Below are 20,152 nucleotides of genomic sequence, written 5' to 3' on the forward strand. Positions count from 1 at the left end.
GCTCCATGCAGACGCGGTCGCCGGCTTTCAGCGTCGTCACCGCCGAGCCGGTCTCGGTCACGATCCCGGACGCCTCATGGCCGAGGATCATGGGCTCGCGCACCACGAAGGGGCCGATAGCGCCATGGGTGTAGTAATGCACGTCCGAGCCGCAGATGCCGACCGTGTGGATGGCGATGCGAACGTCGTGAGGCCCGAGCGGCTCGTCCAACTGGAAGTCGCGAAGCGAAAGCTGGTCCTTGGCTTCGAGCACGAGGGCGCGCTGGTCGGTCGGATCGACTGTGGGAACAGGGGCGACGGAAGACATCCGATGGCCTCTCCTTGTCATGCAGTGTTGGAATGGATGCTATGCAGCCTTGTCGCGGATCGCGACACCAATTCAGGCGGGTTTCCAAACTTTCTTGCGTTTCTCCGGGCTAGGCTGTTGCGCGCTGCATCAGGGGAGGGCACTGGATACGGCGTGTCGTCGCCCGGTAACCGCTGGGCGTCTCTCCGCAGACCATGAAGAATCGCCTGTTGAAATTGGCGGTGTTGTTGAAGCCGGTTTCGAAGCAGATATCGGTGATCGACTTGTCGCTGGTGGCGAGAAGCTGGCAGGCGGCCTGCACGCGCAGATGGTTCACATAGGCCGAAAAGTTGTGTCCGGTCTGATGCTTGAAGAAGCGCGAGAAGGCCGTCGCCTCCATGTTGCAGACATCCGCCGCTTCCTGCAGCGCGATGTCTCGGCGGAAATGCGCGCCCAGAAACGCGATCACGCGCTCCAGCTTGCGGGAGGCGCTGGTGTGAAGGCCAAGCGCGGGCGCGCATCTCGATAGCGTGCGCCGTTCCGCCCGGCATGTGGCGAGGTCTGCCATCAGGCTCAGAAATGCGAGCAGTCGATGCGGGCCTTCCAACTCGCCGATGTCGCAAAGTTTCTTGCGCCCTCGTTCGGCCGTCTCGCCGATGAACTCGACGCCGAAGGCCGCCTCCTGCAGCAGGGCGGCGACCTCGGCGAATTCAGCAAAGGCGTGGGACAGACGATCCGCAATCTCGCTGCTGAACTGAACCAGCACGTCGCGCTCGCGTAAGCTTGTGCCGGGCTCGATGGCGCTGACCCAATTGTGCGGGAGGTTCGGCCCGGTCAGGATCAGGCTCCCGGCCTCGAACGGGCCGACATGATCCCCGATCATCATGCGGCCGGAGCTCTCACGGATGAGATGCAACTCGTATTCCGGGTGGCAGTGCCATTTGGCGAGGTGATGCGGATAATCATGCGTGGCCCAGCGGAAGGACTCGCGCGGTCCGCAAAGAATCACCTCCAAGGCCGGCCCGTTCGGTGGCGTCGGCTCCAGCATAAGCGCGCGTGACGCGGACATGCTCATGGCGATATGCCCTCCATCGCATTCAGCCGCTCGCGCCAACGCGCCGCGTAGTCGGACAGACCCGGCAAAGACGCGAGCGCTAGCGGCGTGTCATCAGGCCCTTGTGGCTTCGCGCCGTCGCGCCCCGACGCCAGAAGCGCGGCGCCCGCGCTGGTGCCCGTGCCCTGCGTCGGTGCGAAAACCGGCCGGCCCGTCAGGCCTCCGAGCGCCCGCAGGAACAGCGCGTTGCGCGCGAACGGCCCTTCCACGATGATTGGTCCTGCCGCGCCGATCAACTTAAGGCTTTCATGGGCCATCAGAGCCACGTAAAGGCTCGCAGTGGCGGTACGCTCGGCCGCCGATAGGTTGTGAGACGGGTGCGACCAACCACCCTGGCCGTGCGGGAACGGGCCAGTTCCCGTTGTGATCGGCGGTGTCACCATCAGCCCGCGCGCCATCACAGCTTTCACCACGTCGTCTCCCGGCGTTTCCGGCGAGCGGTCCGTCAGGATGTCGAATTCGCGCCCGCCCATGAACAGGGCCGAGGGCACCGGGCGGCCGAAGGCATCCACATAGGCCAGCATGTTCCGATCGGGATCGAACGCTTTTGGTTCACCGCCAATGCAGAATCCGACGACCCAGGTTCCGGTGGACAGGACGGCGAAAGGGGCCTGCCGCGTCAGGAGGTGAGGCAGAAGCGATGCGTTGGAATCGTGAATGCCACAGAAGACGGGGATTTCTTGCCCCCCCAAGCCGATCCGTTCGGCGAGGCCCGACTTCAACGGACCCAAACGATCGAAGGCGCTGCGCAGCGGCGCAAACAGAGCCCGCCAGCCCATTCGATCCACCAGCGAGGAGAAGTCGCGGCGCTCGGGCGACCAGAGATCGGTGTGGCTTCCCAGCGAACTCGCCTCGCAGGCGGCCACGCCCGTCAGCCGATAGGCCCAATATTGTGGGTAGGTGAGAATGTGCCGAGTCTCGGCGAAGCGTTCGGGAAAGCGGGTCTGGAGCCAGAAAAGCTGACGCCCGACATTCAATCCGTTCGCCATGGCGGGGGACAGCGTTTCGGCAAAGTCCGGCCGGATCGCGTCATAGGCTTCGCTTCCCTCCAGCGGCGCCTCGTAGTCGATCACGGGAAGGGCTAGGTCCTCGCCTCCGATCAAAGCGACCGAAGCACCGTGCGCGGTGATCGAGATGGCGTCCAGCCTGTGCTCGGTGGCGAAGGCGGCGAGACTTTCGATCAGAAAGGCGAAAAGCGCATCCGTGTCGTAATGCGGATAGGGACCGTCCTCTCGGATGATGTTGGGGCACGAACGGACAGCGAGGTCGCACCGCTCGCTGAGGTCGTGCAGCACCAGCTTGGCATTGGTCTTGCCGATATCGATGACGGCGACGAAGCGGGGCGCATCGCTCATGGCTCAATCCATATGAAACATGGGAACGAGCGGCACGGCCACGGGCTCGTTTCCGGGATGGGTGTCCATGATATCGGCCATCGCGGCCCACCAGCGCTGCATCACGGGATGGTTCGGCAAGGCCGCCATGCCGTGATCGCGCGGGCGCTTCAGGACGCCGAAGAGGCAGTTCGTCTCGGGATCAAGAAAGATCGAATAGTCGCTGACGCCGGCCTCGCGCAGCAGGGCGACGAGTTCGGCCGGAATGGCATCGTGTCGCGCTTGGTACGCGTCCGCCTGGTGAGGGTGAAGCCGCATACGGAAGGCGTAGGTTTCCACGCTGTCGGCGCTCATGACTCGCTCCTCGGTGGCTCGCCCTTGGGCTCCAGCACTGCCACGATCAGGCGAAGCCCGGCGCTTTCGATCATGGCGGCGGAGCGGTCGTCGATCCGCTCGTCGGTGATGAGGATGTCGGCCCGCTCCAGCGGCGCGATGATGAAGCTGGAGCGATCGGCGAATTTGCTGGCATCGGCCAGGATCACCAGCTCATCGGCCTGCCGCATGAGGCGCTGTTCGGACTGGATGATGAGCGGGTCCGATTCCGCGAAGCCCAGCGGCGAAATGCCCTGCGCGCCCATGAACATGCGCCTTGCGCGGAAATGGGCGATCCCGTCCGCGTCGAACGGCGAGAGGATCAGGCCCTGCTCGCGATAGACCGCGCCAGCCGGCAGCAGGACGCCGCATTGCGAATGCTGAAGGAGATGCTCGGCGATCGGAAAGGAATTGGTCAGCACCTGCAAGCGGAGCCCCGTGAGGTAATGCACCATGCCGAACGTGGTCGAGCCGCCATTGATGATGATGGCGCTGTCATCCTCGCATAGGCGCGCGGCCTCGCGGGCGATGGCGAGCTTCTGCGACGCGTTGCGGGTCTGGAGCGTGCCGAAGCTTTCGCCGGAGACGGCGCGAGGCAAAGCCTGTTTCAAGGCTTCCGCGCCGCCCCGCACGCGCCTGAGCTTCTTCTGCGAATCGAGCAGCGCGATGTCACGGCGGACCGTCGCTTCCGAGGCGCCCGTCAGCGCTGCGAAGTCCTGAACGGTCGCCACCGAGCGCCCTTCGATGGCGCTCAGGATCATGCGATGACGCTCCCGCTCGTGCATTCCCAGTCCTCCCGAACCTGACGTTCCGCTCTCACGCTGGAACTGTCAATCATCTTCGATCAAAAATCATCATTGTGCATCGCAACATGATCGAACGTGATCGATCCTGTTGACAGATTTGGGTTGTGGGCGGATGGTTCGCGCCGTCGCGAGAGGCTTTCGCGGCTGCCGAAGGAGGAGGCTTCTGCCCATGACCACCAAGCTTTTGGACAATCGCTGGGACGACGCCAAGGCGGCGGGCATGAGCGAGTCGGAGCGACTGCTCTATCGCTCGAACCTTCTCGGTTCGGACAAGCGCATCACCAATTACGGCGGTGGCAACACCTCGGCCAAGGTCGAAGAACGCGATCCGCTCACCGGTGAGACCGTCACCGTCCTCTGGGTCAAGGGCTCGGGCGGCGATGTCGGCACGATGAAGCTGGACGGCTTCGCGACGCTCTACCAGTCCAAGCTCGAGCAGCTGCGCGGCATCTATCGCGGGCCGGAGCATGAGGACGAGATGGTGGGCCTGCTCAGTCACTGCACCTTCAATCTCAACCCGCGCGCATCCTCCATCGACACGCCGCTGCACGCCTATCTCCCGTACACCCATGTCGATCACATGCATCCCGATGCGGTGATCGCCATCGCGGCGACCGGGCGCTCGCGCGAGCTGACGCGCGACATCTATGGCGAGGAGATCGGCTGGTTGCCTTGGCGTCGTCCGGGCTTCCAGCTCGGGCTCGACCTCTCGCGCTTCGCGGCCGAAAACCCGCACGCCAAGGGCGTCGTCCTGGAAAGCCATGGTCTCTTCACCTGGGGCGAGACCGCGAAGGATTGCTACGAGACGACGCTTCGCATCATCAATCGCGCCATCGAGTGGTTCGATGGACAGCTGGCCGGCAAGCCGGCATTCGGTGGTGAGAAATGGCCGGCGCGTGATGTGGCCGAGCGCCGGCAGGTCGCCGCGCGGCTCATGCCGGAAATCCGCGCGCGGATCGGCGTCGAAGAGCGTAAGATCGGCCATTTCGACGATTCGCCGGCCGTTCTCGAATTCGTCGGCTCGAACCGTCTGGACGAGCTCGCCGCGCTCGGCACATCCTGCCCAGACCATTTCCTGCGCACCAAGATCCGCCCGCTCGTCCTGCCGTACAACGGCGATCTGGATGCCCTGGTCGGCGGTCTGGATGCGGCCGTGGAAGCCTATCGCGAAGGCTATCGCGCCTATTACGAGCGCTGCCGCCACGACAACAGCCCGGCGATCCGCGACCCGAACGCGGTGATCTATCTCGTTCCGGGCGTCGGCATGCTGTCGTTTGCCAAGGATAAGGCGACGGCGCGCATCGCCTCGGAGTTCTACGTCAACGCCATCAACGTCATGCGCGGGGCATCCGGCGTCGACACCTATCAGGGCCTGCCCGAGCAGGAAGCCTTCGACATCGAGTATTGGCTTCTGGAAGAGGCCAAGCTTCAGCGTATGCCCAAGCCCAAATCGCTGGCCGGGCGCATCGCCTTCGTAACGGGTGGGGCCGGCGGCATCGGCCGCGCGACAGCCGAGCGGCTGATGGGCGAGGGCGCCTGCGTGGTGCTAGCCGATATCGATGCCGGCGCGCTGGACGCGGCAAGGGCCGATTTCGCCAAGCGCTTCGGAGCCGATCAGGTGCGCGGCGTCATCGCCAATGTCACCGACGAGGCGGCGGTCGCGAAGGCTTTCGAGGATGCCGCTACGGCTTTTGGCGGCCTCGACATTCTCGTGTCAAACGCCGGCATCGCTTCGGCCTCGCCGATCGAGGATACGACTCTCGAGGTCTGGAACCGCAATATCGACATTCTCGCGACCGGCTATTTCCTCGTCTCGCGCGAGGCCTTCCGGCTGTTCCGCAGACAGAAGCTTGGCGGCTCCATCGTCTTCATCGCCTCGAAGAACGGTCTGGCGGCCTCCGCCGGCGCGTCCGCTTATTGCACGGCGAAAGCTGCGGAAATCCATCTGGCGCGCTGCCTCGCCCTGGAGGGCGCGGAGGCCGGCATCCGCGTGAACACCGTGAACCCCGACGCCGTGCTGCGCGGCTCCAAGATCTGGAGCGGCGAGTGGCGCGAGCAGCGCGCGGCGTCCTCCAAGATCGGCGAGGAGCAGCTGGAGGAGCACTATCGTCAGCGCTCGCTCCTGAAGCGTTCGGTCTTCCCGGAGGACATCGCGGAAGCGGTCTACTTCCTCGCGAGCGACCTGTCGGCCAAGTCCACCGGCAATATCGTGAATGTGGACGCGGGCAACCAGATCTCGTTCACGCGCTGATCGGCACCGAAACCAGAGACCACGCCCGGCCGGGAGACGAGGCCGGGCAGTTTCACCAAGGCAGGGGAGGACGGCGCATGGCCGCACGGATCGATCGAGACGTTATCGACAAGAGCAACGAGCAGTTCCAAGAGGCACTGGAGGCCGACTACGCCGCGCTCGGTGCGCGACTGGACCGACGCGGCATTGCGATCGACGACATCAAGCGGAAGGTCGCGGGCTTCACGGTCGCCGTTCCCTCCTGGGGCGTCGGGACCGGCGGCACGCGCTTTGCTCGCTTCCCGGGCGGCGGCGAGCCGCGCGGCATCTTCGAGAAGCTGGACGACTGTGCCGTGATCAACGACCTCGGCCGCGCCACCCCCGCCGTCTCGCTGCATATCCCCTGGGACAAGGCCGACCCCGCCGACCTGCGCGCTAAGGCAGCGGAACTGGGGCTCGGCTTCGATGCGATGAACTCCAATACGTTTCAGGATCACCCGGACGATCCCAGCCAGCCACTGTCCTATAAGTATGGCTCACTATCGCATACGGACGCAGCGGTACGGCAGCAAGCCGTGGAGCACAATCTCGAAACCGTATCAATCGGCGAAGCGATCGGCTCCAAGGCGCTGACCGTCTGGATCGGTGACGGGTCGAACTTCCCCGGGCAGAGCGATCTCGGCCGCGCCTTCGAGCGTTATCTGGGTGCGATGAAGGAGATCACGAAGGGTCTGCCCGCCGACTGGCGCATCTTCTCAGAGCATAAGATGTACGAGCCGGCGTTCTATTCGACGGTGGTGCAAGACTGGGGCACGAGCTACCTGACGGCGGTGGAACTGGGCGATAAAGCCTTCTGCCTCGTGGATCTCGGACACCACGCACCGAATGTGAATATCGAGCAGATCGTCTCTCGGCTCATTCACTCCCGCAAGCTTGGCGGCTTCCACTTCAACGATTCCAAATATGGCGACGACGATCTCGACGCCGGCTCGATCGACCCGTTCCGCCTCTTCCTCGTCTTCAATGAGTTGGTGGAAGCCGGTGCACGGTTGGACGCGCTGGGGCCATCTTACATGATCGACCAGTCGCACAACGTCACCGACCCGATCGAAAGCCTGATCCGTACGGCCGGCGAAATCCGCCGCGCCTATGCGCAGGCGCTGCTGGTGGATCGCGCGGCCCTGCGCGGCTTTCAGGACGAGAACGACGCGCTCATGGCCTCCGAAACGCTGAAAGCCGGCTTCCGCTTCGATGTGGAGCCGATCCTCGCCAAGGCGCGGCTGGAGGCAGGCGGCGCCATCGATCCGATCGCCGCGTACCGCACGAGCGGCTATCGGCAGCGTGTGTCGCAGGAGCGCCCGGCTTCGCGCGGCTCTGGCGGCGGCATCGTCTGAGGGGATAGACATGAGCGATTTGTATCGGTCTGCGATCGATGAGCTTGCCGGCGCCGTGTCCGGCATCGATGACGCGCAAGTGGACGAAGCCTGCCGGCTCGTCGCGAATGCGCGTCATATCTGCACCTATGCGGGCGGGCGCGAAGGGCTTCAGCTCAAGGGTTTCGCCATGCGCCTGTTCCACCTCGGCCGGTCGGTCTCGGTGGTGGGCGACATGACGGTACCGGCTCTGGGCGAGCAGGATATATTCCTCGTTGTGTGTGGGCCCGGCGAAATCTCGACGTCTCTGGCGCTAATCGGCGTCGCGAAGGCGGCCGGCGCGAAGGTCGTGGTCGTCACCGCGCAGCCCTCCGGCCGCGTGCCCGCTTTGGCCGATCATGTGTTAACCATACCGGCCCAGACCATGGCGGACGACCAGGGCACCAATGCTTCCTCGGTTCTGCCCATGGGCTCGCTTTTCGAGGGCGCGCTCTTCGTTCTGTTCGAGGTGATGGTGCTGAAGCTGAAGACCTTGCTAGGAGAGTCCAGCGAGACGATGCGCGCCCGGCACACGAATATGGAGTAGCTCCGCCAAGACCCGATGGGGAACCGGCCCAAAGCCTTCCAGTTGTCGCCTTGAGGTTCAAGCGAGCAGGGAGGTCACCATGCCCCAAGGTGACAAGTCGAAATACACCGACAAGCAGAAGCGAAAGGCCGAGCATATCGCGGATGGCTATGAAGAGCGCGGCGTACCCGATGCGGAAGCGGAGCGCCGGGCTTGGGCCACCGTGAACAAAGACAGTGGCGGAGGCAACAAGAGCGGATCGGGGCGCGGCCATCCCGATACGCACGCGTCGTCGCACAAGGGTGGCGAGAAGGGCGGTAAAGCGAGCGCATCACGGAGCGCCGCCGAGCGTTCGGCCTCAGCCAAGAAGGCGGCGGAAACGCGCAAACGGAATGCTGACAAGGCTGCTCACGCTTCTCACTGAGGCGATGTGACCGGCATCAAAAAAGGGCGGCTGGAAGGCCGCCCTTTCGTTTGGTGATTATCCGAACTTACTTCGCCGGCACCGTCGAGTTCTCGCCCGCGCTCGTGCCTGGGACGGGGTTGTTGGTCTCGGTCGGAACCGAAGTTGCGTCGCCAGACGTCATGGGCTTGCGCACGGGCTGTGTGCTGTCGATGCCGCTCGTGTTGCCGGGAACAGGAACAGAGGTCGCGGCCGCGGATGTGTCGGCCTTGGGAGCGTCCTGGTTGGTGGTAACGGTGCTGGCAGCGCCAGCCGGGACCGCCGAATTCTCGCCCGCGCTGGTGCCGGGAACTGGATTGGTCGTTTCCGAAGACTGCGCGAAGGCCGCGCCACTCAGGAGCATCGTCGCAGAAACGGCAGCCAAAAGTGTCTTCTTCATGCCGATCGACTCCATGTGATCTTGCTGATCCGAGCGTTTAGCTCTCGATCCATCAACGGATACTGAAGTGGAAGGTTCCCGACGGACAAGAGATTTGCGTGGGCTGGGGCAAGGCGCTCTCGCCGAAAATCACCAGTGATACTCCGCATTCATGCGTTGTTGGCGGCTGATGGCGATCGATCCGACATCGCGCATTCCAACGTTTTCAGGAGAATGCGCCCGTCGCAAGGCTTGTTGCAAACTGCGACGCCTGGATAGCGCTTGGCGAGAACACTCTGCTCGCCCTGGCCTGTATGGAACACGAAGGGAACATCGTTGGCGGCCAGATAATCGGCAAGCGGATAGGAGGTTTCGCCGTGAAGATTGAGATCGAGCACCACGGCATCGAAACGGCCGGACTGCGCCACACCCGTCGCTTGGCCCAGCGTGCTGGCGCAGGTGACCTCCGCCCCGGAGTCGGCGAGTTCACTTTCCAGATCCAGCGCGACCAGGAACTCGTCCTCAACGACGAGAACACGCTTTCCGCGCAGACCATCTGCTTGCCGCATCTTGCTCAAGTCCTTGTTGAAGTCCGCCCGTGCCACCAGGGCAGTTTCCGAACGCGCGATGGTCACACCGGCTCAATGCACCCTGTCATGCCTTTGTCGTCAGGGCCTCGGGTCATTCTCACCTTCCACCGCGCGGCGCCGTGACCCCGTCATTGATGTAAATGTAGAAGGATTCCCGACAAGGGAAGTTGTGAAATTGTCACGCTACGACGTCGGAGTAGTCTCGCGACAGTTTAGGCGGTAGCGCCCTGCCGCCATTTTCGCTCCAGGCCGACGAAGCGGGCGCTCATCAGAATGGCAGCGACGAGGAGCCCTCCTGCCAGTCCCCACCAGACGCCAACCCCCTTCCAGCCGGCGACGAAGGCCAGTCCGTAGGCGACCGGCATTCCCACCAGCCAATAGCTGGCGACGGCGATGAACATGGGAATGCGCGTGTCCTTCATGCCGCGCAGAATGCCGCTTGCCGTCACCTGAAGCGAGTCCACGATCTGGAACGCGGCGGCCACCGCCAGGAGCGGGACGGCGGCTTGGAGCACGGCCTGCGCATTGGGCTGGCGCATGTCGAGATAAAGCCCGATTAGGAGTCCCGGCGCGACCCAGAAGAGTATGGCGGCGGTGCAGGAGATCACGCCGGCCACGATCAGCGATATGCGTGCCGCGCGCTCCAGATTGGCCGCGTCATGCCGACCGAAAGCCGTTCCGACTCGGACGGTGGCCGCGCTCGCAAGACCCAGCGGGATCATGAAGGAAATCGAGGCGAGCTGAAGCGCGATCCCGTGGGCCGCGAGTTCCAGTGTGCCGATCCAGCCCATCATCACGGACGCCGCCGTGAAGAGGCCGACTTCAGCGAGGATCGTCGCGCCGATCGGCCATCCCAGCCGCAGCACCTCTCGAAAGGCGGGCCAGTCCGGCGTGTGGAAGCGCCGCCAGATATCGAAGACCTCAAGCCCTCGCGCTCGGCTCGTATAGGCGAGGAGCAGCAGAAAGGTCGCGATCGATGTTCCAACGGAGGCGATCCCCGAGCCCGTGAGGCCGAGCGCCGGTGCGCCAAAATGGCCGAACACGAGGATATAGTTGAACAGCGCGTTGAGACCTGCACCCAGCAGCGTGATCCCGAGCACGACATTCGGGCGCTCCAGCGCGCTGAGATAGGAGCGCAGCACGAAGGTCGCGAGATAGGGCGCCATGGACCATTGCAGGACGCGCACATAGTCCCCGGCCTCGGCCGCAATCGCTGGCTCCTGGCCGAGACGCACCAGAATGGTTTCGGTGAACCAAAGCGGGATCATCACCAGCAGGCTGTAGAGGATGACGACCCAAAGCCCCATGCGCACCGAACGGCGCACGCCGCGCACATCGCCATTGCCATGCGCGGCCGCCGCCACGGGCATGACCGCATAGGCAAAGCCCGAGCCGAACATCCAGAACACGTAGAAGGTCTGTGTGGCGAGAACCGCCGCCGCGAGCTGGGCCGCGCCGAGTTGACCTATCATCACCGTGTTGGTGACGTTGATCGAAATCTGCGCCAGCTGCGCGCCGACGAGCGGCAGGCCGAGCGCGAACGTCGCCTTCAGATGCCCGCGCCACGGCAGGAGCTCCGGCTGGGGGGAAGAAGCTGTCGGCATGGTCATGTCGGCCCGTCGGCATCGCAGGGGAAGGCGATCCGGGGTAGAACGCGGTCAAGGGCATGTCCAGTCGCATCGAGAGAACGCCCGGTTCTTTCGCGGCGCAGCATCGAATTATGGGTGTGTCCCGGAGCGTGCGCCTGCCTGCCGATTGACAAGACTGGAGCCCTTCGAAATAACGCAGACAATTGAGCCTTCTTGCGCGGGCGCGAGGATGGCTTGGAGACGGGCTCCCGACCGATCGGATCGTATTGCGATGGCACTTCGACTTCTTCAGGTAAAACTCGGTGGCCAGCTGGCCGTGGTCGCCAGTGACGATGCGGGCGCGGCGCATGTCGTTCCTGGTTATGCCTCCGTCTACGAACTGGCCGGCGCGGCGATCCGTGAGGGCAAGAGCTTGTCCGATCTGGTCGCGCATGCCGGGCAGGGCGAGAGTGTCGATCTCGACGCGGCGCTGGCCGAAGGGCGGATCGGTCTCCCCATCCATCATCCCGACCCCGCGCATTTCATCGTGGCCGGTACGGGCCTCACCCATCTCGGCTCGGCTGACGGCCGCGACAAGATGCACAAGTCCGCCGCGGGCGAGCATGTCACCGACTCCATGAAGATGTTCCGCATGGGTCTTGAAGGCGGCAAACCGGCCGAGAGCGATGTCGGGGTGCAACCCGAGTGGTTCTACAAGGGCGACGGTTCCTGCCTCGTCGGCCCTGGCGAGCCGCTGACCTCGCCCTCCTTCGCATTGGATGGCGGCGAGGAGCCGGAACTGGCGGGCATCTATTTGATCGGCCCGGACGGAACGCCGTTTCGTCTTGGCTTCTGCCTCGCCAACGAGTTCTCCGACCATGTGACCGAGCGCGGCAACTATCTCTGGCTCGCCCATTCCAAGTTGCGCGAAGCCTCGCTCGGCCCGGAGCTTCTGGTCGGCGAGCTGCCGGACAGCGTCGAGGGCACCTCGCGTATTCTGCGCGGCGACGACGTCATCTTCGACAAGCCCTTCCTGTCGGGCGAGGCGAACATGTCGCATTCGATCCGCAATCTGGAACATCACCATTTCAAGTATGATCTGTTCCGTCGCCCGGGCGATCTGCATGTCCATTTCTTCGGAACGGCCACGCTGTCGGTGACGCATGGCGTCAAGACCGAGAATGGAGACCGGTTCGAGATCGACGCGCGGCCGTTCCGTCTGCCGCTGGTGAATACGCTGGCGAGCGCCAGCGAGACGCCGGTTTCGATCAAGGCGCTTTGAGGGTCGCAGGATGACGCTTCGTACCGCCATTGTCGGCCTCGGCAAGATCGCACGGGATCAGCACGTTCCCTCCATCGCCAAGGTGGAGGGCGTCGATCTCGTCGCCATCGCCAGCCGCAACGCCTCGCTGGACGGACTGCCGTCCTTTGCCGACGTGGATGAACTCTTGGCGGCGGTTGGCGGCGAGGTGGACGCCGTGTCCCTTTGCACACCGCCGCAGGGACGCCATGCGCAGGCCGAGGCCGCCTTGCGCGCCGGCAAGCATGTGATGCTTGAAAAGCCGCCGGGTGCGACGGTGAGTGAGATCGCGCCGCTCGTGTCTCTGGCCAAGGAAAAGGGCGTCACGCTTTTTGCCACATGGCATTCGCGTTACGCTTCGGCCGTGGAGCCCGCGCGTGCTTTCCTCGCGGACGCCGGCATTCGCTCGGTTCATGTCGAGTGGAAGGAAAATGTCCGCAAGTGGCACCCGAACCAGGATTGGATCTGGCAGCCGGGCGGCCTCGGCGTGTTCGACCCCGGCATCAACGCCCTGTCGATCGTCACCGCCGTTCTGCCGCGCCCGATCTTCATTCTGCGCTCGGACCTGTCCTTCCCGGACAATCGCGCCGCGCCGATCGCGGCCGATCTGGAATTCACCGACGCGCTGGGGACGCCGGTTCGCGCGGAGTTCGACTGGCGCGAGACGGGCGGCGAGACATGGAGCATCCATGTCGAGACCGACATGGGCAAGCTCAGCCTGCGCGAGGGCGGCAAGAAGCTCTTCATCGATGACGTCCTGACGGTGGACGAGCCCGATCAGGAATATGCGGGCCTGTATCGCCGCTTTGTCGAACTGACGAAGACGGGCGCGCTGGATGTCGATCTGTCGCCGCTGCAGCACGTCGCCGACGCATTCCTTCTCGGCCGCCGCCGCGCGGTCGAAGCCTTCATCGAGGAATAGGGTGATGGCGGTCGGCATTTCACGGCGCTCGTTCGGAAAGCTCGCCTCGGGAGAAGAGGTCGAGATCGTCACGCTGCGTGCGGGTGACGGGCTCGAGGCCTCGGTCCTCACCTATGGCGCGACGCTTCAGGCGCTCAAGGTGCCGGACCGGAACGGGCATGTCGCGGACATCCTTCTCGGTCATGACGATCTGGCTGGCTATGTCGATCATCGCAGCTTCTTCGGTGCCACCATCGGCCGTTATGCCAATCGCATTGCGGGCGGGCGCTTCGAGTTGGACGGTGAGTCTTTTGAGGTCGAGCCCAATGACGGCGCCAATGCGCTCCATGGCGGCGAGCATGGTTTCGATCGCCATCTTTGGACGATCGACGCGATCGGCGATGGCGAGGTGCCCTTCGTCATTCTTAGTCGGCATAGCGCGGACGGCGAAGGCGGCTTTCCCGGCGCGCTCGACGTTCATGTGACCTACCGGGTCCGCGCCAACGCGCTGGAGATCGACCTACGCGCCGTGAATGGCGATAGGCCGACGGTCGTGAACCTCACCAACCACGCCTATTTCAATCTCGGCGGCGCGATGGAGCCGAGAGATATCCTGTCGCATGACTTGCGCATCGCGGCGGAACGCTACCTGCCGATCGACAGCGGTTCGATCCCGGAGGGTGGGCCGGAGCCTGTGGCTGGAACGCCCTTCGACTTCCGCGAGATGCGAGCGATCGGCGCGCGCATTCGCGAGGCGCATCCGCAGATTTTGGCGGGGCGTGGCTACGACCACAATTACTGCCTGGATGGCCGCGAAAGCGCCGATGGCCGCCATCTGGCGGCCCGTGTCGAGGACAAGGCGTCGGGCCGCGCCATGGAACTGTGGACCGACCAGCCGGGCGTGCAGTTCTATTCCGGCAACTTCCTGAACGGGACGATATCGGGCAAGAACGGCCGGTCCTACCGCATGGGCGATGCCTTCTGCCTGGAGCCGCAACTCTATCCCGACACGCCGAACCGGCCCGATTTTCCGTCGGCGCGTCTCGATGCGGGGGCGACCTATCGCCACCGCTCCGCTTTTCAGTTTTCGACGATTTGACCGCAGCGCTCGTCCATGCCCAAAGCATACGAGCGTCGGCCTGACACAGACCAGGGGAAAGACCCAATGAGCAGCGAACTCACCAGCCCCAATGGCGGCGCCGCGCACGGGCGCGCCCACACCAAGCTCCGCTCGCGCGCCTGGTTCGACAATCCCGAAAATGCCGACATGACGGCGCTCTATCTCGAGCGCTACATGAATTTCGGCCTGAGCCAGGAAGAGCTTCAGTCCGGCCGCCCGATTATCGGCATCGCGCAGACCGGCTCGGATCTGAGCCCCTGCAATCGCCATCATCTGGAACTTGCCAATCGCCTGCGCGAGGGCATCCGTGAGGCCGGCGGCATCGCGATCGAATTCCCGGTTCATCCGATCCAGGAAACCGGCAAGCGCCCGACGGCGGGTCTCGATCGAAACCTCGCCTATCTCGGCCTGGTCGAGGTGCTCTACGGCTATCCGCTCGACGGCGTCGTGCTCACCATCGGCTGCGACAAGACCACGCCGGCCTGCCTCATGGCAGCGGCGACCGTCAACATCCCGGCGATCGCGCTTTCGGTCGGCCCCATGCTGAACGGCTGGTTCCGCGGCCAGCGCACGGGCTCGGGCACGATCGTCTGGAAGGCCCGCGAACTGATGGCCAAGGGCGAGATCGACTATGCGGGCTTCGTGAAGCTCGTCGCCTCGTCCGCGCCGTCCACCGGCTATTGCAACACGATGGGCACGGCAACCACGATGAACTCGCTCGCCGAGGCGCTGGGAATGCAGCTGCCCGGCTCGGCGGCGATCCCCGCACCCTATCGCGACCGTCAGGAAGTGTCCTACCGCACGGGTCTGCGCATCGTGGACATGGTGCGCGAGGATCTGAAGCCGTCCGACATCCTGACCAAGGACGCCTTCATCAACGCCATCCGCGTCAACTCGGCCATCGGCGGCTCGACCAACGCGCCGATCCATCTCAACGCCTTGGCCCGTCATATCGGCGTCGAGCTGACGGTGGACGACTGGCAGGAGTTCGGTCAGGACATCCCGCTTCTGGTCAATCTCCAGCCGGCCGGTGAATATCTGGGCGAGGACTACTACCATGCCGGCGGCGTGCCGGCGGTGGTCAATCAGCTCATGACCCAAGGACTGATCAAGGAAGACGCACTGACCGTCAACGGCCGCACCATTGGCGAAAATTGCCGTGGCGCGATCATCGAAGACGAGAACGTCATCAAGACCTATGACAAGCCGCTGAAGGAAAAGGCCGGCTTCCTGGTCTTGAAGGGCAACCTCTTCTCCTCGGCGATCATGAAGACCTCGGTGATCAGCCCCGAGTTCCGCGATCGCTACCTGAACAATCCGAACGACCCCAACGCCTTCGAAGGCAAGGCCGTCGTGTTCGATGGTCCGGAGGACTACCATCACCGAATCGACGATCCCGCGCTCGGCATCGACGAGAACACGGTTCTCTTCATGCGCGGCGCCGGCCCGATCGGTTATCCCGGCGCGGCCGAGGTCGTGAACATGCGCGCGCCCGACTACCTCATCAAGAAGGGCGTCACCTCGCTCGCCTGCATCGGCGACGGCCGTCAGTCCGGCACGTCGGGCTCGCCCTCCATCCTCAACGCTTCGCCCGAAGCGGCGGCGGGCGGCAATCTCGCGGTGCTCAAGACCGGAGACCGGGTACGCATCGATCTGGGACGCGGCACGGCCAATATCCTCATCTCCGACGACGAGCTGGCCGAGCGCCGCGCGGCGTTGAAGGCTGAGGGCGGCTACAAGTACCCGGATCACCAGACCCCCTGGCAGGAGATTCAGCGCACGCTGGTCGGCCAGATGGAGACTGGCGCCGTCCTCGAAAACGCGGTGCAATACCAGCGTCTCGCGCAGACGCGCGGCGTGCCCCGCGATAACCACTGAGCGGCGCACGGAACATGAGAGGGCTTGCGGCTTGAGCGATATCGCCATCGAGATCCTGTCGGATCAATCCTGCCATCTAGGCGAGGGGCCGTGCTACGACGGTCGCACCAACACCGCCTGGTGGTTCGACATTCTCGAAAGCAAACTGTTCGAGGCGCGGCTCTCCGCCGGTTCCGTGACCGTCCATGATCTGCCGTCGATGGGGAGCGTCATCGCCCCCATCGACGCTCGGCGTCATCTGGTAGCGACCGCCGATGGGCTTTTCGTGCGCGATGCCGCAAGCGGGCGCATGGAACTGCATACGCCGCTGGAATCCGACAATCCGGCCACGCGCTCCAATGACGGGCGGGTGCATCCCGCCGGCGCGCTCTGGATCGGTACGATGGGGCGTCGCGCCGAGGAGGGCGCGGGCGCGATCTACTGGTTCCGGGATGGCGAGGTTCGCAAGCTCTATTCCGAGATCACCATTCCGAACGGCATCTGCTTCTCGCCGGATGGGCGCTTCGGGTATTTCACCGATACCCATGCCGGGATCTATCACCGCGTGCCGCTCGACCCGGACACCGGCCTGCCGATCGGCCAACCATCGATTCTTTACGATCATCGCGGCGGCGAAGGCGGTCTCGATGGCGCGGTCGTGGATGCCGAAGGCCTAATCTGGAGCGCGCGCTGGGGTGCGTCCTGCATCGACGTCTACACCCCGGAAGGCGACCGGGTGCGCACGATCCGCGTGCCGGCAACGCGCCCGAGCTGCCCGGCCTTTATCGGTCCCGATCTCGATCGCCTCCTGGTGACGACGGCCCGAGAGGGCATGAGCGAAGCCGATCTTCAGGCCGATCCCAAGGCCGGCATGACGCTCGTCCTCGATGTCAACGCACGCGGAATTCCCGATCCGCTGGTTCGGATTTGATCATGCTGCCGACTTATGCCGCCGTCGATTGGGGCACCACGTCGTTTCGCGCGTGGGCCATTGATGGCAACGGGAATGTTCTCAACGAGACACGCGCGCGAGACGGGTTGACGACAGCCGCCGAGCGAGGCTTCGAGACGGTGCTCGAACAGCATCTGGCCGAGCTCGGTCTCGGCCCCGACGCGCCCGCCGTTCTATGCGGAATGGTGGGCTCGCGCGCCGGCTGGGTGGAAGCCGCCTATCTCGAAACGCCGCTGGAACTCGGCGACCTCGGCGCGCGCGCGATCAAGGTTCCGGGGATCGCGCGTCCGGTCTTCATCCTGCCGGGGCTGGCGCAACGCGCTTCCTGGGAGCCCGACGTCATGCGCGGTGAGGAAACCCAGCTTCTGGGCGTCGTCGCGGAAGGCTACCGCACCGGCCTCGTTTGTATGCCCGGCACCCATTCCAAATGGGTATCCTTGTCCGACGGGGTGATCGAAGCCTTTTCGACCTTCATGACGGGCGAGTTGTTCCAGCTGCTGCGCTCGCAATCCATTCTCAAGCAGGCGGTGGAAGGCGAGGGGTCGGTTGCCGCGACCCCGGCCTTTCTGGATGGTGTGCGCCGCGCTTTCGAAGCGCCGGCCTTGGCCACGAACTTCCTGTTTTCGATCCGGGCCGGCTGGCTCCTGCATGGGGCGGCGCTGACCGATCAGGCCGCGCGCCTCTCGGGCCTGTTGCTCGGTCTAGAACTCGCGGGCGCGGCAGAGCGCCATGGCGATCTGCACGGGGCGGCCCTTCTCGCGTCCGGCCCGATCGCCGATCTTTATGTCGCCGCGTTCGAGGCTATCGGCATGGGCGCGTTCCGCCGACTGGATGCCGACTCCTGCGTGCGGCACGGGCTGGCCCAGGCCGCCATCTCTCTTTTCAGCAAAGAAAGCTGATCGTCCATGACCGCTACCCGCATTCCCTGGCCGCAGCTTCGCCGTTCGCTCGTCGCCATTCTGCGGGGGATTCGCCCCGAAGAAACCGAAGCCATCGTCACCACGCTGATGGAGGCCGGTTTCGAGGCGATCGAGATTCCGCTGAACTCGCCGGACGCGTTCAATTCCATCGGCAAGGCCGTGCGCCTGGGGACGGACGCGCATTATATCGGCGCCGGTACCGTTCTTTCGGTCGAGAATGTCGATCGGCTGGCCGATGTCGGCGGTCGTCTTCTGGTTTCGCCCAATGTCGATGCCGCCGTTCTCCGGCGCGCGGGCGAGCATGGCATGGTGACGATGCCGGGTGTCTTCACGCCGACCGAAGCCTTTCAGGCGCTCGCGGCCGGCGCTTCGGCGCTCAAGTTCTTCCCGGCCAATGTCCTGGGCCCGGCTGGCGTTTCGGCCGTGCGCGCCGTTCTGCCGAAGGATTGCGAAGTCGGCGTCGTCGGTGGCGTTTCCGAGACTGATTTCGAGGGTTTCGCCAAGGTCGGTGTCCGCGCCTTTGGGCTGGGCTCCTCGCTCTACAAACCTGGGATGGATATACAAGAAATACGTGCACGAGCCGATCGCACCATCTTGCTCTACGACCGCATATTCGGTTTAGGATAAATCAGGCGGCTGGAAGAATTCCGTTGTCGCTGTGGTGACGATCGGATAATCGTCAGACAAATTCGAATTCGGCGAGGAGAGGCCGGCTTCGAATCGGCGGCGCGGGTCAGGGCCGTGATGTCTGTGAGGGAACCGTTGCGACGGTTTCATTCGGGAGGGACAGAATGAAGACGATGAAAACGCTGCTGGCTGCGGTGGCATTGGGAGCGATGGCGTTTGCGGGTGCAGCATCCGCACAGGACAAGGCCGTCGTCGGCGTGTCCATGCCGGACAAGTCTGTCGCGCGATGGATCGCCGACGGCGCCAACATGGTGAAGACGCTGAAGGACAAGGGCTACGACGCCGATCTTCAGTATGCGGAAGACGACGTCTCGACCCAGCTCTCGCAGATCGAGAACATGGTGACCAAGGGCGCGCAGGTTCTGGTGATCGCGCCGGTCGATGGCACGACGATGACCGACATCCTTCAGAAGGCCGCCGACAGCGGCATCAAGGTCATCGCCTATGATCGCCTGATCCGCAATTCGCCGAATGTCAGCTATTATGCGACCTTCGATAATTATCAGGTCGGTGTGCTCCAGGCGACCTCGATCGTCGACGCGCTCGGGCTGAAGGACGGCAAGGGCCCCTTCAACATCGAGCTTTTCGGCGGCTCGCCGGACGATAACAACGCCTTCTTCTTCTACAACGGCGCGATGAGCGTGCTGCAGCCCTATATCGATCAGGGCAAGCTCGTGATTCCGTCGGGCCAGACCGGCATGAACGTCGTCGGCACGCTGCGCTGGGATGCGGCGACCGCACAGGCCCGCATGGATAATCTCCTGTCGGCTCACTACACCGACAAGAACGTCGATGCGGTTCTGGCTCCCAATGACGTGCTCGCCATCGGCATCATTTCGTCGCTCAAAGGCGTCGGCTATGGCTCAGGCGACAAGAAGATGCCGGTTATCACCGGTCAGGACGCCGAACTGCCGTCGGTGAAGGCCATTCTCGCCGGCAACCAGACCTCGACCATTTTCAAGGACACACGCGATCTCGCCAAGGCTGCCGTGGGCATGGTCGAAGCGACGCTCGGCGGGAAACAGGTCGAGGTCAACGACACCAAGACCTACGACAATGGCGTCAAGATCGTCCCGGCCGAGTTGCTGAAGCCGATCCTCATCACCAAGGACAATGCGGTCAAGGTGCTGGTGGATAGCGGCTACTACACGGCCGATCAGCTGAAGTAAGCTGTCTGATCGGCGCCGGCTTCCCGTCTGCGCCGATCACGCCTTCGCCGCCTGATCGGCATGGCTCTTCGCGGGACCACGCGAATGTCCGGCGCGCAGCTGCCGCGCCGAGATCAATACGAATGTCTCCACCGAGTCCCTCAGGGATGCTGCGACCATCGAGCGTCGCAAGCCGAAGGGCCGGGAT

General features: G+C 64.2%; 20 protein-coding genes. 12 read left to right on the plus strand and 8 right to left on the minus strand.

Annotated elements, in window-relative coordinates:
* The 5 genes from AUL28_RS07935 to AUL28_RS07955 form a co-directional block, all read right to left on the minus strand.
* Window positions 1–307, minus strand: a 307-nt coding sequence (locus AUL28_RS07935; RefSeq protein WP_156419930.1) for an alcohol dehydrogenase catalytic domain-containing protein, incomplete at its 3' end; no start/stop codon positions are given.
* A 109-nt stretch (window positions 308–416) separates the two neighbouring features.
* Window positions 417–1,361 carry a helix-turn-helix domain-containing protein gene (locus AUL28_RS07940; protein WP_082640340.1) on the minus strand — a complete coding sequence of 315 codons (945 nt, stop codon included), beginning with the start codon at window positions 1,359–1,361 and terminating at the stop codon, window positions 417–419.
* Window positions 1,358–2,755, minus strand: a complete 1,398-nt coding sequence (locus tag AUL28_RS07945; protein WP_062231495.1) for an FGGY-family carbohydrate kinase — start codon at window positions 2,753–2,755, stop codon at window positions 1,358–1,360. The genes AUL28_RS07940 and AUL28_RS07945 overlap by 4 nt, the downstream gene beginning before the upstream one ends.
* Before the next feature lie 3 nt (window positions 2,756–2,758).
* Complete coding sequence (locus AUL28_RS07950) at window positions 2,759–3,073, minus strand: L-rhamnose mutarotase (RefSeq protein WP_062231565.1); 315 nt, start codon at window positions 3,071–3,073, stop codon at window positions 2,759–2,761.
* An 11-nt stretch (window positions 3,074–3,084) separates the two neighbouring features.
* Window positions 3,085–3,891, minus strand: coding sequence for a DeoR/GlpR family DNA-binding transcription regulator (locus AUL28_RS07955; protein WP_058600451.1), 807 nt, complete (start codon window positions 3,889–3,891; stop codon window positions 3,085–3,087).
* 190 nt (window positions 3,892–4,081) lie between these two features.
* On the opposite strand from AUL28_RS07955, the gene AUL28_RS07960 reads away from it, so the two are divergent.
* From AUL28_RS07960 to AUL28_RS07975, 4 genes are all read left to right on the plus strand, one after another.
* Complete coding sequence (locus tag AUL28_RS07960; RefSeq protein WP_062231497.1) at window positions 4,082–6,163, plus strand: bifunctional rhamnulose-1-phosphate aldolase/short-chain dehydrogenase; 2,082 nt, start codon at window positions 4,082–4,084, stop codon at window positions 6,161–6,163.
* 77 nt (window positions 6,164–6,240) lie between these two features.
* The gene (rhaI, locus tag AUL28_RS07965) at window positions 6,241–7,536 is read left to right on the plus strand and encodes an L-rhamnose catabolism isomerase (protein WP_062231499.1); all 1,296 of its coding nucleotides are present in this window, start codon (window positions 6,241–6,243) and stop codon (window positions 7,534–7,536) included.
* 10 nt (window positions 7,537–7,546) lie between these two features.
* Window positions 7,547–8,101, plus strand: a complete 555-nt coding sequence (locus AUL28_RS07970; protein ID WP_062231500.1) for an SIS domain-containing protein — start codon at window positions 7,547–7,549, stop codon at window positions 8,099–8,101.
* Between the two features lie 79 nt (window positions 8,102–8,180).
* Complete coding sequence (locus AUL28_RS07975) at window positions 8,181–8,504, plus strand: hypothetical protein (protein ID WP_062231502.1); 324 nt, start codon at window positions 8,181–8,183, stop codon at window positions 8,502–8,504.
* A 67-nt stretch (window positions 8,505–8,571) separates the two neighbouring features.
* On the opposite strand, the gene AUL28_RS07980 is transcribed toward AUL28_RS07975, so the two are convergent.
* The 3 genes from AUL28_RS07980 to AUL28_RS07990 all read right to left on the minus strand — a co-directional run bounded on the left by AUL28_RS07980 (window position 8,572) and on the right by AUL28_RS07990 (window position 11,095).
* The gene (locus AUL28_RS07980) at window positions 8,572–8,937 is read right to left on the minus strand and encodes a hypothetical protein (protein WP_058633797.1); all 366 of its coding nucleotides are present in this window, start codon (window positions 8,935–8,937) and stop codon (window positions 8,572–8,574) included.
* Window positions 8,938–9,071: 134 nt separating this feature from the next.
* Window positions 9,072–9,470: a response regulator gene (locus tag AUL28_RS07985; RefSeq protein WP_062231566.1), complete on the minus strand. Its 399-nt coding sequence runs from the start codon at window positions 9,468–9,470 to the stop codon at window positions 9,072–9,074.
* 233 nt (window positions 9,471–9,703) lie between these two features.
* Window positions 9,704–11,095 (minus strand): MATE family efflux transporter, encoded by a 1,392-nt coding sequence (locus AUL28_RS07990; RefSeq protein WP_062231568.1) that lies wholly within the window; start codon window positions 11,093–11,095, stop codon window positions 9,704–9,706.
* A gap of 256 nt (window positions 11,096–11,351) precedes the next feature.
* On the opposite strand from AUL28_RS07990, the gene araD1 reads away from it, so the two are divergent.
* From araD1 to chvE, 8 genes are all read left to right on the plus strand, one after another.
* Complete coding sequence (gene araD1 / locus AUL28_RS07995; RefSeq protein WP_062231503.1) at window positions 11,352–12,341, plus strand: AraD1 family protein; 990 nt, start codon at window positions 11,352–11,354, stop codon at window positions 12,339–12,341.
* A 10-nt stretch (window positions 12,342–12,351) separates the two neighbouring features.
* Window positions 12,352–13,281: a Gfo/Idh/MocA family protein gene (locus AUL28_RS08000; protein WP_062231505.1), complete on the plus strand. Its 930-nt coding sequence runs from the start codon at window positions 12,352–12,354 to the stop codon at window positions 13,279–13,281.
* 4 nt (window positions 13,282–13,285) lie between these two features.
* Window positions 13,286–14,359: an aldose epimerase family protein gene (locus AUL28_RS08005; protein WP_062231507.1), complete on the plus strand. Its 1,074-nt coding sequence runs from the start codon at window positions 13,286–13,288 to the stop codon at window positions 14,357–14,359.
* A 66-nt stretch (window positions 14,360–14,425) separates the two neighbouring features.
* Window positions 14,426–16,258 carry an IlvD/Edd family dehydratase gene (locus AUL28_RS08010; protein WP_058600461.1) on the plus strand — a complete coding sequence of 611 codons (1,833 nt, stop codon included), beginning with the start codon at window positions 14,426–14,428 and terminating at the stop codon, window positions 16,256–16,258.
* Window positions 16,259–16,289: 31 nt separating this feature from the next.
* Window positions 16,290–17,168 (plus strand): SMP-30/gluconolactonase/LRE family protein, encoded by an 879-nt coding sequence (locus AUL28_RS08015; protein WP_058600462.1) that lies wholly within the window; start codon window positions 16,290–16,292, stop codon window positions 17,166–17,168.
* Between the two features lie 2 nt (window positions 17,169–17,170).
* Window positions 17,171–18,088, plus strand: a complete 918-nt coding sequence (locus AUL28_RS08020; protein WP_062231509.1) for a 2-dehydro-3-deoxygalactonokinase — start codon at window positions 17,171–17,173, stop codon at window positions 18,086–18,088.
* 6 nt (window positions 18,089–18,094) lie between these two features.
* Window positions 18,095–18,736, plus strand: coding sequence for a 2-dehydro-3-deoxy-6-phosphogalactonate aldolase (locus AUL28_RS08025; protein ID WP_058633791.1), 642 nt, complete (start codon window positions 18,095–18,097; stop codon window positions 18,734–18,736).
* 164 nt (window positions 18,737–18,900) lie between these two features.
* Window positions 18,901–19,965 (plus strand): multiple monosaccharide ABC transporter substrate-binding protein, encoded by a 1,065-nt coding sequence (gene chvE / locus AUL28_RS08030; RefSeq protein ID WP_058600465.1) that lies wholly within the window; start codon window positions 18,901–18,903, stop codon window positions 19,963–19,965.
* Window positions 19,966–20,152 lie beyond the last annotated feature (187 nt).

Origin of the sequence: Aureimonas sp. N4 (assembly GCF_001463925.1) — a bacterium.
GTDB classification, from domain to species: domain Bacteria; phylum Pseudomonadota; class Alphaproteobacteria; order Rhizobiales; family Rhizobiaceae; genus Aureimonas; species Aureimonas ureilytica_A.